The sequence below is a fragment of the Nesterenkonia sp. E16_10 genome, from assembly GCF_017347085.1.
In the GTDB taxonomy this organism is placed as follows: domain Bacteria; phylum Actinomycetota; class Actinomycetes; order Actinomycetales; family Micrococcaceae; genus Nesterenkonia.
Genome location: NZ_JADPSA010000029.1, coordinates 398620 through 412788, shown reverse-complemented (window position 1 = coordinate 412788; position 14169 = coordinate 398620). Strand labels below are relative to the sequence as shown.

Annotated in this window: 15 protein-coding genes; 10 read left to right on the top strand and 5 right to left on the bottom strand. The window is 69.3% G+C overall.

From position 1 onward, the window contains the following. The 10 genes from trmD (at position 1) to I2487_RS10505 (ending at position 8852) form a co-directional block, all read left to right on the top strand. Positions 1-744 carry a tRNA (guanosine(37)-N1)-methyltransferase TrmD gene (gene trmD, locus I2487_RS10550; protein ID WP_207171605.1) on the top strand — a complete coding sequence of 248 codons (744 nt, stop codon included), beginning with the start codon at positions 1-3 and terminating at the stop codon, positions 742-744. A gap of 206 nt (positions 745-950) precedes the next feature. After that, positions 951-1346: a 50S ribosomal protein L19 gene (rplS, locus tag I2487_RS10545; protein ID WP_036476351.1), complete on the top strand. Its 396-nt coding sequence runs from the start codon at positions 951-953 to the stop codon at positions 1344-1346. Positions 1347-1471: 125 nt separating this feature from the next. Continuing rightward, entirely contained in the window at positions 1472-2116 is a 645-nt protein-coding gene (gene lepB, locus I2487_RS10540) for a signal peptidase I (RefSeq protein WP_207171607.1), read from the top strand. Further along, positions 2073-2837 carry a signal peptidase I gene (gene lepB, locus I2487_RS10535; RefSeq protein ID WP_207171609.1) on the top strand — a complete coding sequence of 255 codons (765 nt, stop codon included), beginning with the start codon at positions 2073-2075 and terminating at the stop codon, positions 2835-2837. Before lepB (I2487_RS10540) ends, lepB (I2487_RS10535) begins: the two co-directional genes overlap by 44 nt. 73 nt (positions 2838-2910) lie before the next feature. Continuing rightward, entirely contained in the window at positions 2911-3579 is a 669-nt protein-coding gene (gene rnhB, locus I2487_RS10530) for a ribonuclease HII (protein ID WP_207171611.1), read from the top strand. Between the two features lie 168 nt (positions 3580-3747). After that, on the top strand, positions 3748-4128 hold the full coding sequence (locus tag I2487_RS10525; RefSeq protein WP_207171613.1) for a YraN family protein: 381 nt from the start codon (positions 3748-3750) through the stop codon (positions 4126-4128). After that, on the top strand, positions 4128-5714 hold the full coding sequence (locus I2487_RS10520; RefSeq protein ID WP_207171615.1) for a YifB family Mg chelatase-like AAA ATPase: 1587 nt from the start codon (positions 4128-4130) through the stop codon (positions 5712-5714). Before I2487_RS10525 ends, I2487_RS10520 begins: the two co-directional genes overlap by 1 nt. 32 nt (positions 5715-5746) lie before the next feature. Then, positions 5747-7147: a DNA-processing protein DprA gene (locus tag I2487_RS10515; RefSeq protein ID WP_207171617.1), complete on the top strand. Its 1401-nt coding sequence runs from the start codon at positions 5747-5749 to the stop codon at positions 7145-7147. Positions 7148-7195: 48 nt separating this feature from the next. Then, complete coding sequence (locus tag I2487_RS10510) at positions 7196-8197, top strand: tyrosine recombinase XerC (RefSeq protein ID WP_207173040.1); 1002 nt, start codon at positions 7196-7198, stop codon at positions 8195-8197. Positions 8198-8345: 148 nt separating this feature from the next. Next, positions 8346-8852 (top strand): DUF3145 domain-containing protein, encoded by a 507-nt coding sequence (locus I2487_RS10505; RefSeq protein WP_207171625.1) that lies wholly within the window; start codon positions 8346-8348, stop codon positions 8850-8852. Positions 8853-9091: 239 nt separating this feature from the next. Here the strand turns inward: I2487_RS10505 and fabF are convergent, their stop codons facing one another. From fabF to I2487_RS10480, 5 genes are all read right to left on the bottom strand, one after another. Beyond that, on the bottom strand, positions 9092-10351 hold the full coding sequence (gene fabF / locus I2487_RS10500; RefSeq protein WP_207171627.1) for a beta-ketoacyl-ACP synthase II: 1260 nt from the start codon (positions 10349-10351) through the stop codon (positions 9092-9094). Positions 10352-10445: 94 nt separating this feature from the next. Further along, complete coding sequence (locus I2487_RS10495) at positions 10446-10691, bottom strand: acyl carrier protein (RefSeq protein WP_207171629.1); 246 nt, start codon at positions 10689-10691, stop codon at positions 10446-10448. Between the two features lie 101 nt (positions 10692-10792). Next, the gene (locus I2487_RS10490) at positions 10793-11797 is read right to left on the bottom strand and encodes a beta-ketoacyl-ACP synthase III (RefSeq protein WP_051501329.1); all 1005 of its coding nucleotides are present in this window, start codon (positions 11795-11797) and stop codon (positions 10793-10795) included. Between the two features lie 143 nt (positions 11798-11940). After that, positions 11941-12864, bottom strand: coding sequence for an acyltransferase domain-containing protein (locus tag I2487_RS10485; RefSeq protein WP_207171631.1), 924 nt, complete (start codon positions 12862-12864; stop codon positions 11941-11943). Between the two features lie 91 nt (positions 12865-12955). Then, positions 12956-14131, bottom strand: coding sequence for a PucR family transcriptional regulator (locus I2487_RS10480; protein WP_207171633.1), 1176 nt, complete (start codon positions 14129-14131; stop codon positions 12956-12958). Positions 14132-14169 lie beyond the last annotated feature (38 nt).

The window sequence follows — 14169 nt, the reverse complement described above, 5'->3', positions numbered from 1 at the left end:
ATGCGGATCGACCTCATCTCCATCTTCCCCGAGTTCTTCGACGTCCTGGACCTCTCCCTGATCGGCAAGGCCCAGCGCGAGGGACTCCTCAGCCTGCACCGGCACCAGCTGCGGGACTTCAGCTTCGACAAGCACCGCAGCGTCGATGACACCCCCACCGGTGGAGGCGCCGGGATGGTGATGAAGCCCGAACCGTGGGCGCTGGCGCTGGAACACGTGCTCACCCAGCGGCAGGCCCCTGAGGCTTCCGCGGCAGACCAGCCGTCGACCCTGATCATCCCCACCCCGGCCGGGGAGGTGCTCACCCAGCGGACCGCCCAGGAGCTCGCCCAGGCACAGCACCTGGTCTTCGCTCCGGGCCGCTTCGAGGGGATCGATCAGCGACTCATGGACTGGGCGCCGGAGCACTTCCAGGTGCGCCCCATGTCCATCGGGGACTACGTGCTCAACGGCGGCGAGTCCGCCGTCGTCGTCATGGTCGAAGCCATCACCCGGCTGATCCCCGGGGTGCTGGGCAACCCGGAGTCGCTCGCGGAGGAATCCCATGCCGACGGGCTCCTGGAATACCCGGTCTACACCAAGCCTGCACGCTGGCGCGGCCTCGAGGTGCCCGAGATTCTGCTCTCCGGTGATCACGCAAAGATCGGCGCATGGCGGGCACAGCAGCAGGACATCCGGACTCGGAAGCTGCGCCCCGATCTGTGGGCCAAGCACGTGGTCGCACGGGAACAGAATCTGGCATAGAATTGACCACCGTGCCTGCTGGACGGCCCATCTGCCATAGGGGATGACCGTCAACAGACAGGCCGCCGGAAAGGGAACTCCTCCCGATCCGGTCGCTCACGCTTTGACCTGCGCCATGAATCGGCGTGACCGCCGCCTCGCGTGCGGTCCGTGAAGAGGTCGCAACCCGGGCGAGTGACCTGTGGCAGTCGTCCAAGGAGAAGCATATGCATAAGCTTGATTTCGTTGATTCCGCCAGCCTGCGCACCGACATCCCGGAGTTCGGCCCCGGCGACACGGTCAACGTGCACGTCAACATCATCGAGGGCAAGAACACCCGTGTTCAGGTCTTCAAGGGCTACGTCCTGGGCCGCCAGGGCCACGGCATCGGCGAGACCTTCACGGTCCGCAAGGTGTCCTTCGGCGTCGGCGTGGAGCGCACCTTCCCGGTGCACTCCCCAGTGACCGAGAAGATCGAGGTCCTGGCCCGCGGTGACGTCCGCCGCGCGAAGCTCTACTACATGCGCGATCGCCACGGCAAGGCTGCACGCATCAAAGAGAAGCGTGAGTCCACCATTGCTCGCCAGCAGGGCGAGAAGGTCGAAGAGGTCACCGAGGCCTGATCCGCGGATCGGCTTCGGCCCTGCGCTGAGAGCTTGTACGTCTTATGAAGAATCCCGAGAACCCTGAGCCCTCCGAGTCTGACTCGGAGACTCAGGGTTCTCGGCGTCTGAGGCGTCCTCACCGCGTGCGGCTCTGGGCCGCGGTGCTGGTCACCGCGGTCCTCGCCGTGCTGGTCGCCACCGGGCTGCGCCTGTTCGTCGTCGACGTCTACACCGTCTCCCAGGTCTCCATGGCACCCACATTGGCCGACTCCGAGCGGATCTTGGTCGAGAAGAGCTACCCCGAGGACCAGGGGGCGCAGCGCGGGGACGTGATCGTCTTCGACGGGGAGGGCTCCTTCACCCCGTACGTGGGCGGCGGCTCCAGCCTGGAGCAGCTCGGCGCCCGGGTGGGTCACTGGTTCGGGCTCGCCACTCCTCCCGCGACCTACGTCAAGCGGGTGCTCGGCACCGAGGGCGACACGGTGGCCTGCTGCGGGGACACCGGGGAGCTCAGCGTCAATGGAGAACCCCTCGCAGAGCCCTACCTGGGCCGCCCCATCACCTCCGAGAATCCCGCCTCAGCGCTGTCCTTCGAGGCGGAGGTGCCGCCCGGCCGGCTCTGGGTCATGGGGGACAATCGGGAACAGTCCTTGGATTCGAGGGCGCTGCTGGGCGCCCCCGGCGGGGGTATGATCAGCCAGGACCGCATCCTGGGCCGCGTCACCGGCGTGTTCTGGCCCTGGGATGAACGACGAGAGCTCCCGGAGGCCGATCATCAGCAGCAGTGACGGGCCTTCGACCCCACCGCCCGAGAGCCGGCGCGAACGCCGTCGTCAGGCCCGGGCGGCCCGGCACCCGGTGGCAAGCTTCCTGATTGAGATCGCCACGATTCTGGTCTTCGCGCTCGTGATCTCCTTCGTCGTCAAGACCTTCTTCTTCCGGGCCTTCTACATCCCTTCGGAGTCCATGGAGCCGACCCTGGAGGTCGATGACCGGATCATCGTGAACCTGCTCGCCCCGGAGGTCATGGAGCTCCAGCGTGGTGACGTCGTCGTGTTCGAAGACACCCGGGCGTGGTGGGGCGCCGGAAGCGGGGTCCCGACGAACGCCTTCCAAGACGCCATGATCTTCGTCGGGCTGATGCCCGACACCTCCTCCCACTTCGTGGTCAAACGCGTGGTGGGCCTGGGCGGCGACGAGGTGGAGTGCTGCGACGACTCCGGACGGATCCTGGTCAACGGCGAACCCATCGATGAGCCCTATATCTTCCCCGGCAACGCCCCCAGCGAGGGCGAGTTCTCCGTGACCGTTCCCGAGGACAGCGTCTGGCTGCTCGGGGACCACCGCGGGAACTCCGCCGACTCGCGCTCCCATGTGGACGAACCCGATATGGGCGCGGTGCCCCTGGAGGACGTCATCGGTCGGTCCTCGGCGGTGATCTGGCCGTTTGAGAACTTCGGCGGCGGCGGCACCGAGCGGGATCCCTTCGAGGCGGTCCCGGCACCGTGAGCACCCGATCCCTCAGCACCGGATCCGTCAGCGTCGGATCCTCCAGCACCGGATCCGCGGGTGCCGCCCGCTGATGCCCGAGAACGCCACGCTGCTGCCTGAGCTGGCCATCGCCGCGCAGCGCAATGTCCGTTTCATCGCGGGGATCGACGAGGTCGGTCGGGGCGCACTGGCCGGACCGGTCAGCATCGGGGTGGTCGTCTTCGACCTCGCCGCCCCGGTCTTCGCCGAGACGCCGACGGCGAGCGGGATCTGCTCCCAGCTCGACGGCGTGCGCGACTCCAAGCTGCTCAGCACCAAAGCCCGACAGCGTTGGCACCCGCACATCTGCGAACACGCCGCCGCCTACAGCGTGCAACACCGTGCCCCTCGAGAGATCGACGCGCTGGGCATCAACGGGGCGTTGCGCGCCGCCGGTCTCGCCGGGCTCAACGCGGTAGAGGTTCAGCTCGGGAGGCCGCTGGATGCCGTCATCCTCGACGGCTCCTACGACTGGCTCACCCACGGTGCCTCACCGCGGGTGCAGACCATGGTCAAGGCCGATATCAGGGCGCTCTCGGTGGCCTGCGCCTCGGTTCTGGCGAAGCTGGAACGGGACCGGCTGATGGAGGAGCTCGCAGCAGCCCACCCCGGCTACGGCTGGGACTCCAACCGCGGGTACGGCTCCCAGGGACACCGGAGCGCACTGCTGGAGCTCGGCGTCACCGCGCAGCATCGGCTCAGCTGGAACCTCGGGGTCTGAGCGCAACGCCTGATCTGCGCCTGGGCCCCCTCTGAAGACCCTGCGTCCCGCGTCCTCCCCAGGCCCGTTCAGCCGGTCCACTTGGCGCGAGCCCTCCACAGCGCCTCGATACCGCGACCGTGGTCTCGCCCGGTGCCGGATCGTGGTGTCTGCGAGGAAGGAGCGCAGATGCGAGCCAAGGACGTCACCGGCATCATCGGAGAAGAGATCGCGGCCGAGTATCTGAGCCGCCAGGGGCACCAGATCTTGGAGCGCCGCTGGCGCGGGCCGCGTGGAGAGTTGGACCTGATCACCAGGGATGGGGCACAACTGGTGGCGGTGGAGGTCAAGACCCGGCGGGGCGAGGGATACGGCCATCCCTTCGAGGCGATCGGCACAGCCAAGCTGGCCCGGCTGCACCGGCTTCTGCTGGACTATTGCGTCGCCCAGCATTGGCTCCATATGCAGCGACGGGTCGACGTCATCGCGGTGCTGCTGAGCGGAGCGGCCGCGGCGCATGCGCAGGAGCACCTGGTGCAGCGGCTGGAACATCTCCGGGACGTGAGCTGATGAGCATGGGACGGGCCCGCGGCGTGGTCCTCTTCGGCATGGACGGACACCTGATCGAGGTCGAGGCCGATATCGGCCGGGCGCTTCCGGCGTTCATCCTGCTGGGCCTGCCCGACGCCTCGCTGCGTGAGAGCCAGGACCGGATCCGATCCGCGGCGAAGAACACCGGGATCGATCTGCCGGCCCGGCGGCTGACCGTGAACCTGCTCCCGGCCTCGCTGCCGAAATCGGGCTCCGTCCTGGACCTCGCCATCCTGATGAGCGCCTGGGCAGCCGACGGCAGGGTGGAGGGCACGGCAGAGATCGTCTTCCTCGCGGAGCTGGGCCTGGACGGGAGGCTGCGCCCGGTCCGCGGTGTGCTCCCCGCAGTGGCGGCAGCCCAGGCCGCTGGGGTCCAGACGGTGGTCGTGGCCATGGAGAACGCCCAGGAGGCGGCCCTGGTGCCCGGGATGGAGATCCTCGCGGCCGCCCATGTGTCCCAGGTGGCGGCCTCCTTCGGCACTGCCGAGCTTGAACCGCTGGTGCGCGAGGGGTCCGGGGTCCAGCGGTGGTCGGCAGGCCATGGTGTCGCGGCCCCAAGGGTGGGCGAAGATGCTGCCGCCGCGGAGGAATCCGGCGCTGCTGCGGTGGATCTCGCGGAGGTGCGGGGCCAGCAGGAGGCCAGGTTCGCGCTGGAGCTGGCGGCCGCCGGTGGCCACCATCTGCTGCTCATCGGTGCCCCGGGTGCCGGCAAGACGATGCTGGCCGAGCGGATGTCGGGGATCCTGCCGCCGCTGGATGATCAGGCGGCGATGGAGGCCACGGCGATCGAATCCCTCTCGGCGGACCCACGAAGCGTGATTCGGCTGCGCCGCACCCCGCCGTTCCAGGCCCCGCACCACAGCGCCTCGATGGCGGCCATCGTGGGCGGCGGCGCCCGGATCGCGCGGCCCGGCGCCGTGACCCGGGCACACCAGGGAGTGCTCTTCCTCGATGAGGCTCCGGAGTTCCCCCGCCCCGCGTTGGACGCGCTGCGTCAACCGATGGAGACCGGCCGGATCTCGCTGCACCGCTCGGCCGGGAGCGTGACCTACCCGGCGCGCTTCCAACTGGTGCTCGCCGCGAATCCCTGTCCCTGTGGACTCAACGTGGGCACCGGTGCAGACTGCCGATGCTCGGTGACCCAGCGGCGGCACTACATGTCACGCCTCTCCGGTCCGCTGCTCGATCGCATCGACCTGCAGATCCAGGTCGAACGTCCCCGATCGGCGGCCGCCGCCCTGGGACCACCGGGGGAGAGCTCCGCGGCCGTCCGCGCCAGGGTGCTCGACGCACGCGCGGTCCAGAGCGAACGTCTCCGCCGGTGGGGCCTGCGCACCAACGCCCAGGCTCCGATGCAGCTCTTGACCGGAGAGCTGCGCCTGCCCGCCGGCTCCACCCGGCACATCGACGCCGCACTGGATCGAGCCGCGATCTCGCTGCGCGGTTATCTGCGGGTCCTGCGCCTGGCCTGGACCATCGCGGATCTCGCGCAATGGGGGGACCAGCCAGGGCCCGACGAGGTCGATGCTGCCCTGCAGCTGCGCCAGCGGGCCCAGACGAACTGAATCGACCAGACGACCTGAATCGAGGAGCAGCTATGAGACACGACTCTGGTCCCGACGCCCCCGGGGTGGAGATCGAGCAGGAACGGGTCCTTCGTGCCGAGCTGTCCCGGCTGATCGAACCCGGAGACCTGCTCGCCGGACTCGCTCTGGAGACTTTCGGAGCTCAGCGCCTGCACGCACTGATCACCTCGGAGCGTGCACCCTCCGTCTCGGAGCGTGACCGGATGGCCCAGGTCGCTGACTCGGCGGGGCTCGGACCCCGGCAGCAGGACCTGCGCACCGGGCTCGCCCGCTGGCGCACCCGGTGCGGGCAGCTGCATGGCGCGTCAGACCTCGCCAGGATCCGCCGGCTCGGCGGGGGCCTGTTGATCCCGCAGGACCCCGCCTGGCCCGCCCAGCTGGGAGATCTCGGGCCGCTGGCCCCGGTGGCGATCTGGTTCCGCGGGAGTCGGGAGGAGTCCGCGTCCCAGGCTCTGGGCCGACTTCCCGACCCGGCTCGGACGGTGGCGATCGTCGGGTCCCGGGAGGTCACGGACTACGGCATCCGGATCACCGCCCAGCTCACCGAGGACCTGGTCCATGCCGGCCTCTGTGTGGTCTCCGGCGGAGCCTACGGGGTCGATGCCGCGGCGCATCGGGCCGCGCTGCGCGCGTGCTCGGACCAGGACTCAGGTCCGCGCAGCCCGCAGGACGCCGTGGGCAGAGACCCATCCGGCGGGCTCACCGGAGCAGACCGGTGCGCGCCGACGCTGGCGATCTTGGCCGGTGGACTGGACCGGTTCTACCCGGCCGGCAACGAACGCCTGCTCCGCGAAGTCGCAGAACAGGGTCTGCTGCTCAGCGAGATGGCCCCCGGCTCGGCGCCGACCCGGCACCGGTTCCTGCAGCGGAACCGCCTCATCGCGGCACTGGGCCTGGTCACCGTGATCACCGAGGCGCGCTGGCGCAGCGGATCCCAGTCCACCGCCCACCATGCGCTGAACCTCGGCCGCGAGGTGGGCGTGATCCCCGGAAGCGTCTTCTCCGCCGCCTCGGCCGGGTGTCACCGTCTGTTGCGCGAGACGCCGGCTCAGCTGGTCCAGGACGCGACCGACATCCTGAACCTGGCCGCTGAAGGCGCAGGCTCAGAAGCCGCACAGCCGCCGGCACCCGGCCAGGGGTCGCTGGCCATCGGCTCCATGGCCGGTCGCAGGGACTCAGCGTCGCGACCGGCGGTCCAGCCCGAGCTTCCGCTGGGCCGAGAGCACCCGCAGGATGGACTCGACGAGGCCCAGCGGCTGCTCTTCGACGCGCTGCCCAGACGTGGTCTGAGCGCTCCGGGCAAGCTCTCCCAGGTCGCGGGGCTCCCGCTGCCCACGGTGCTCGCCGAGCTGACCCGGCTTCAGCGTTCAGGCCACGCCCGCATGGTCAACGGCCATTGGGGCCGGGCATGATCGGCGCGGAGCACATGAGCCCGATGTGCGCGGTCGTAGACTTCCCTCATGGCCCCCGCGCAGGATCGATCCACAGACCCGGATGTACCTCCGGGCCCCGACGCTGCGGTGGAACCCGAGCTGGTCACCGCGTTCATCGACCACCTCCGGCACGAACGCGGGCTCTCGGTGCAGACGATCCGCGCCTATCGCGGCGACCTGCGCCAGCTTGCCCAGCAGCGTGGCCCGCTGGAGGAGCTCGGCCTCGCCGAGATTCGCAGCTGGCTGGGCGAGATGCACGAAGCTGGGCTCTCCCGGAACACCCTGAACCGCAAGACCGCCTCGGTGCGTGCCTTCACCGCATGGGCGCACCGCCGGGGGCATCTGCCCGAGGACCCTTCCGTGCGGCTGCGCACCGCCAGGAAGAGCAGTCACCTGCCCGATGTGCTGCAGCACCAGCACATCGAACAGCTCACCTCGCAGCTGGCGGGTGCCGCCCAGCGGGCCGCCCAGCAGGCCGGCGAACAGGACGGCCAGGGCGAGCAGGTAGACCCGATCGCGCATGCGCTGAGCCTGCGCGACGCCGCGATGGTGGAGCTGCTCTACGCCACCGGTATGCGCGTCTCCGAGCTCAGCGGCCTGAACCTGACCTCCTTCGAGACCGGACGGCGGATGGTCCGGCTCCTCGGCAAGGGCAATAAGGAACGCATCGTCCCCTATGGTGTCCCGGCAGAGACCGCCCTGCGCAGCTGGTTGGACCACGGCCGCTCCGCACTCGTCACGAGCACCTCGGGCAACGCCTGCTTCCTGGGTCGCCGAGGAGGCCGCATCGATGTGCGCACGGTGCGCCGCACCGTCGACGCTTCCCTGGCCCGGCTCGGGACCACGGCAGCCCGAGGCCCCCACGCGCTGCGTCACACCGCCGCCACGCATCTGTTGGAAGGAGGTGCCGATCTGCGAACCGTCCAGGAGCTGCTCGGGCACGCCTCGCTGAGCACCACCCAGCTCTACACCCACGTCACCATCGACAGGCTGCGCGATGCCTACGGACAGGCTCATCCTCGCGCCTGAGAAACCGATCTGACCTGGATCTGTTAACATCGGTAGTAGTGCTCACCGCTCAAGGTGTTAACCTTTGGGGGAGCATCAAAACCATCAGCCACCTGGCTGCTGTCTGGTCGTAGGGGAAGACGTACCAACAGCACAGTGGAGGATGGATATGTCCCAAAATACGGCCCGAGGTGTGCTTCACATCCATTCGGCGCCCGCCGCGCTCTGCCCACACGTTGAATGGGCGGTGTCCTCGGCGGTCGACGCGCGCGTGGACTTCACATGGCACCCTCAACCTGCCGCGCCCGGAGACTTCCGAGCCGAGCTCTCCTGGGAGGGCCCCGCCGGCCTGGGCGCCACCCTGGCCTCCGCGCTGCGCGCGGTGAGCCACCTCCGGTTCGAGGTGACCGAGGACCCCTCTCCAGGCTGTGACGGCGGTCGCTGGTCCCACACGCCCGAACTGGGCATCTTCCATGCCACCACCGATGTGCACGGCAATATCGTGGTCTCCGAAGAGCGGATCCGCTACGCCTACGAGATGGGCGCCGGTGACCCCTCGGTGGTCTACCAGGAGCTCTCACTGGCGCTCGGCGAGGCCTGGGACGAGGAGCTCGAGTCCTTCCGCCACGCTGCAGAGGGCGCCCCGGTGCACTGGCTGCACCAGGTGGTCAGCTGAGCCTAGGCGGACCGCGCGGCGCCCTCCACCGCCGCCGCTTCGCTTAGACGCCCACCAGCAGCGATCGTCCTACCAGCACCACCACAGTCCTGCCGCACAGAGCCCGCTCACGCGGGCCATCGCTTCCCAGCGCGGCAGCTTCCACGTGAAGCAGCAGAAGACCCCCGGCGGGGATCCCTCAGGATCCCGATCGGGGGTCTTCTTCTGCGCGGATGCCTCGGCTGAGCCCGCCCCAGTGCTCAGTAGGTGCGGAACGCCGCCACGGCATTGTGCCCGCCGAAGCCGAAGGAGTTGCACAGCGCCACCTGCTGCTGGTCCCCGAGCTCGCGAGGCGAGCCGGTGACCACGTCGAGCGGCATCTCCGGATCCTGATGATCCAGGTTGATCGTGACCGGCGCGCGGCGCTCATGCAGGGCCTTCACGGTGAGCACCGACTCCACGGCACCGGCGGCGCCGAGCAGATGACCGGTCTGGGACTTCGTGGCGGAGATGCAGACGTTCTCGAGGTGATCTCCGAACACCGACTTCAGCGCCGCATACTCCGGCTTGTCGCCCACCGGGGTGGAGGTGGCGTGGGCGTTGATGTGGGTGACCTCGCTCAGCTGCGCGCCGGCAGACTCCAGCGCCCGGCGCAGCGCGCGGGATGCACCCAGCGCCTCGGGGTCCGGGGCGGTGATGTGGTGCGCGTCCGAGGTGATCGCGGAACCCGCGAGCTCGGCATAGATGGTGGCGCCGCGGGCCTTGGCGTGCTCCTCGGTCTCCACGACCAGAGCGCCGGCGCCCTCGCCCATGACGAATCCGTCGCGGTCTCGGTCATAGGGCCGCGAGGCGGCGGCGGGGTCGTCGTTGCGCTTGGAGAGCGCCTGCAGCGAGCTGAACGCGGCCATGGGCAGCGGGTGGATCGCCGCCTCGGTGCCGCCGGCCAGGACGACGTCGGCGTCACCCTTGCGCAGCATCTCCAGCGCGACGTCCAGCGCCTCGACGCCGGAGGCGCAGGCCGAGACCGCCGTGCGGGCCCCGCCCTGAGCGCCGAGGTCCAGGCTGATCGCGCCGGCCGCGCCGTTGGGCATCAGCATCGGCACGGTCATGGGCATCACGCGGCGCGGGCCACGCTCACGCAGGGTGTCCCAGCTGTCGAGCAGCGTCCAGACCCCGCCGATGCCGGTGGCGAAGGACACCGCGACCCGCTCGGGATCCAGGTCGTAGCCCTCGTCGCCGGGGCGGCTGAGTCCGGCGTCGTCCCAGGCCTGCCGGGCGGCGACCATGCCCAGCTGGGTGGAGCGATCCATCCGGCGCAGCTCAGGACGGGCCAGCACCTCGGAGGGTTCGATGGTGACCTCGGCGGCGAAAGTGACCGGCAGCTCGTACTTCTCGACCCAGTCGTGCTCGAGGGTCTTGGCGCCGGGCGTGCCGGCCAGGGCGTTGGTCCAGAGCGTCTTCACGTCGCCGCCGATGGGAGTCGTGGCGCCGAGACCGGTGATGACAAGACGACGTGTCATGGATCTACCTCAATGAAAGTGGGACAGCAGGTGGGGGAAAGGAGGGGAGGGCCCAGCGGTGCGCTGGGGCCCTCCCGCCCGATGCGGGGCTGGATCAGCCCTGTGCGTTGGCGATGAAGTCCACGGCGTCGCCGACGGTGGTCAGGTTCTTGACCTCTTCATCGGGGATCTTCACGTCGAACTTCTCTTCGGCGTTGACCACGATGGTCATCATCGAGATCGAGTCGATGTCGAGGTCCTCGGTGAAGGACTTCTCCGACTGGACCTCTTCGACCTCCAGGCCGGTCTCCTCGTTCACGATCTCGGCCAGGCCTGCGAGGATCTCGTTCTTGTCAGCCATATCGGCGACTCCTTTTCTTTGGGTGGTTCCAGTTCGTTGGGTGGTTCCAGGGTTATGTGGTGAATCTGTCCCGCGGCCGCGTGGCGGCCCCGGTCCCGGGGCTACGGCAGCCGGATGACCTGCGCGCCGTAGACCAGTCCGGCTCCGAAACCGATCTGCAGAGCAAGACCGCCGGAGAGTTCTGGGTTCTCCTTGAGCAGGCGGTGCATGGCCAGCGGGATCGAGGCGGCGGAGGTGTTGCCCGCGTCCACGATGTCGCGTCCGACCATCACGTGCTCAGGAAGCTTCAATTGTTTGACCATCTCGTCGATGATCCGCATGTTCGCCTGATGCGGGACGAACGCCACGAGATCCTCTGCGGTGATCCCGGCGGCATCGAGAGCCTGCTGGGCGACCTTGGCCATCTCCCAGACGGCCCAGCGGAACACCGTGGGACCGTCCTGGCGCAGCGTGGGCCAGTAGCGGTTCTCGGCGTCGAGCAGCTCGGTGGCGTCCTGGGTCTCGCGGGCTCGGGCGAGCGCGTCCCGGAAGTTCAGCAGCGTGCTGTCCATCGCCACGGCCTCCCACTTCTCGCCGTTGGAGCCCAGGATCGAGGGTGAGATCCCGGGAGCCTCGGCGGGACCGATGATCGCAGCCCCGGCGCCGTCGCCGAGCAGGAAGGAGATGGTGCGCTCGTGGTTGTCGATGAAGTCCGAGAGCTTCTCCACCCCGACGACCAGCACATAGGAGGACAGCCCGGAGCGCACCATGGCGTCGGCCTGGCCGATTCCGTAGCAGTAGCCGGCGCAGGCGGCGGAGATGTCGAAGGCCGCTGCTGGGGTGGCGCCCAGCCGGTGCGCCAGGTCCGCGGCGGCCGAGGGGGTCGCGTAGGGGTGGGTCACGGTGGCGAGGATGACGCCGCCGAGCTGATCTCCGGAGATCCCGGCGTGCTCCAGCGCCTCGCGGGCGGCGCCTTCGGCCATGTCCACCACCGAGACGTCTCGGGGCGCGCGGCGCCGGGTCTTGATGCCGGTGCGCTTCTGGATCCACTCGTCGGAGGAGTCGATCCACTGGCAGATCTGCTCATTGTCGATCACGAGTTCAGGTCGGTAGGCACCCAGGCCCATGACACGGGTGCCCGCCACGGCGGTGGGCTGGTTCAATGCGACAGTCACGTCAGGAACGTCCTTCGTGGATCGTTGGGGGGAGCTGCGCGGCGGTGCCGCCTGCGCAGAGTATGTCGACGGCCATGGACCTCGGCCCGCTCAGCTCAACCCGCATGCTCGGCGATGAATTCCTGGGCGAGCGGGATGTCGGCGGGAGTCTTGATGGCCAGCGACTTCACTCCCTTGAGCCCGCGCTTGGCCAGGCCGGTCAGCGTGCCCCCCGGGAGCAGCTCGAGCACGCCGGTGACCTGGGCCTGCGCCATGGTCTCCATGCAGAGATCCCAGCGGACCGGACGGGTCACCTGATCCACGAGTCGCTCCAGCACCTCGGCGCCGGTGGAGACGTAGCCACCGTCCCGGTTGGAGATCAGCCTCTGGCGGGGGTCGTTGACCTCGAGGCCCTCGGCCGCGGCGGCCAGGGTCTGCCGGGCCGGGTCCATGAACTCCGTGTGGAAGGCACCGGCCACGGTCAGCGGGATCACGCGGGCCCGAGCCGGAGGGCTGGCCTCCAGTGCGGCAAGCTTCTCCAACTCTCCTGCGGCCACGATCTGGCCAGGCCCGTTGGCGTTGGCCGGAGTCAGCCCGGCGTCGGCGATGGCCTGCCGGACCTCCTGCTCCACACCTCCGACCACGGCGGCCATGGAGGTGGGCGTTGCGGCGGCGGCTGCGGCCATGGAGGTGGCCCGGACCTTGATGAACTCCAGGGCCTGCGCGGGGGTGAGCACCCCGGCGAGCACGGCGGCAGGGACCTCGCCAACCGAGTGGCCGGCGTAGAGCACCCGCTGAGGATCCAGCGCTGCGAGATCCAGCGTGGAAGCGCTGAGCAGGGAGGCGGCCACGATCAGCGGCTGTGCCACCGCGGTGTCCCGGATCGTCTCGGCATCGGAGATCGTCCCGTGGGTGCGCAGATCGGTGCCGGAATGCTCGGAATAGGCCTCCAGCGTCGCGCGGGTGGCCTCGTCGCTGATCCATTCCGAGAGGAATCCTGGTGTCTGGGAGCCCTGTCCGGGGCAAACTATGGCAAGCACAAGTCCAACCTCCCATAGTGCGGCGGGTTTTCGAGGGTCATGGGCTCACCAAGCTCCACCGTGGCCTTTGTAGGTACCCTACAACGCTGGGTCAGAGACGCCCCACGGCCAGCGCGGTCTGCAGCACATAGGCGTCGCGCGGGGTCACGGGGTCCCATCCGGTGACGTCGGTGACCCGGCGCAGCCGGTAGCGCACGGTGTTGGTGTGCACGAAGAGCTCACGCGCCGTGGCCTCCAGCGAGTGACCGGCCTCCAGATAGGCGGTGACCGTCTCGAGCAGCCCGTTGCCGGCGGCGCGCAGCACCTCGAAGATGCGCTCGCGCAGCACGGTCTTCGCGGTTTCATCCCCACAGAGCGCGCGCTCCGGAAGCAGATCCTCGGCGGCCACCGGTCGTGGTGCCGAGGTCCAGGCCCCGACGGCGGTGAACCCGGTGAAGGCCGACTGCGCGCTGCCGTGCGCCTGGCTGATCGATCCCTCGAAGCTGGAGAAGACCACCTGCCCGGGGCCGAAGCGGGGCAGGATCCGCTCCAGGCCATCGGCGAGGTCGGTGACCCGGCCCAGCAGCAGGATCAGACGGTCACCGTGGACCCCCACCACCGCATCGGCGGAGAAGCGGATGCACTGGCGTCGCAGCTGCGACATGAACACCGCATCGGCCTGCTCCGGGGCGTCACCGACGACGACGACCACCCCTTCGTGGCTGCGCCACCCGACGGCCGCGGCGCGGGAGGCGATCTGCTCGGCGGGCTCGCCGCGCAGCACCGCGTCCACCAGCAGCGCCTCCAGACGGGAGTCCCAGGCCCCGCGGGACTCCGCGGCCCGGGCATAGACGTCGGCGATCGCGAAGGCCACCTCCCGGGAGTAGCGCAACACCGCTTCGAGCATCAGCTGCTGGTCCTGCGGAGCGACCAGACCGGGCAGTCGCTGCTCCACCGCTTCGACGATGCTGCGGATGAGCTGCAGCGCGCGCTGCAGCGAGATGGTGCGCATCAGATCGGTGGGGGCGTTGCCGAGCAGCTCGTTGACCAGCGGCAGGGACCTCGAGGACGGGTTCTCCAACCAGCTGATCAGGCCCCCGATGCCACGCTGCGCGATCAGGCGCAGCGAGGCCCGCTCATCGGTGCTCAGGTGGCGGTACCAGGTGAGGGTCTCCTCCAGGTAGCAGTTGACCTCGTGGGTGAGGTTTCCGGCGTCGGAGCGGAGCACCTCGAGGGCCTCCCAGGAGACCGGGACGGGCCCTGGCGTCGTCGGAGCAGATGCAGTCATGTTCAGGAGCCTAGAGCCTGCGGAGTTCGCCCGCCAGT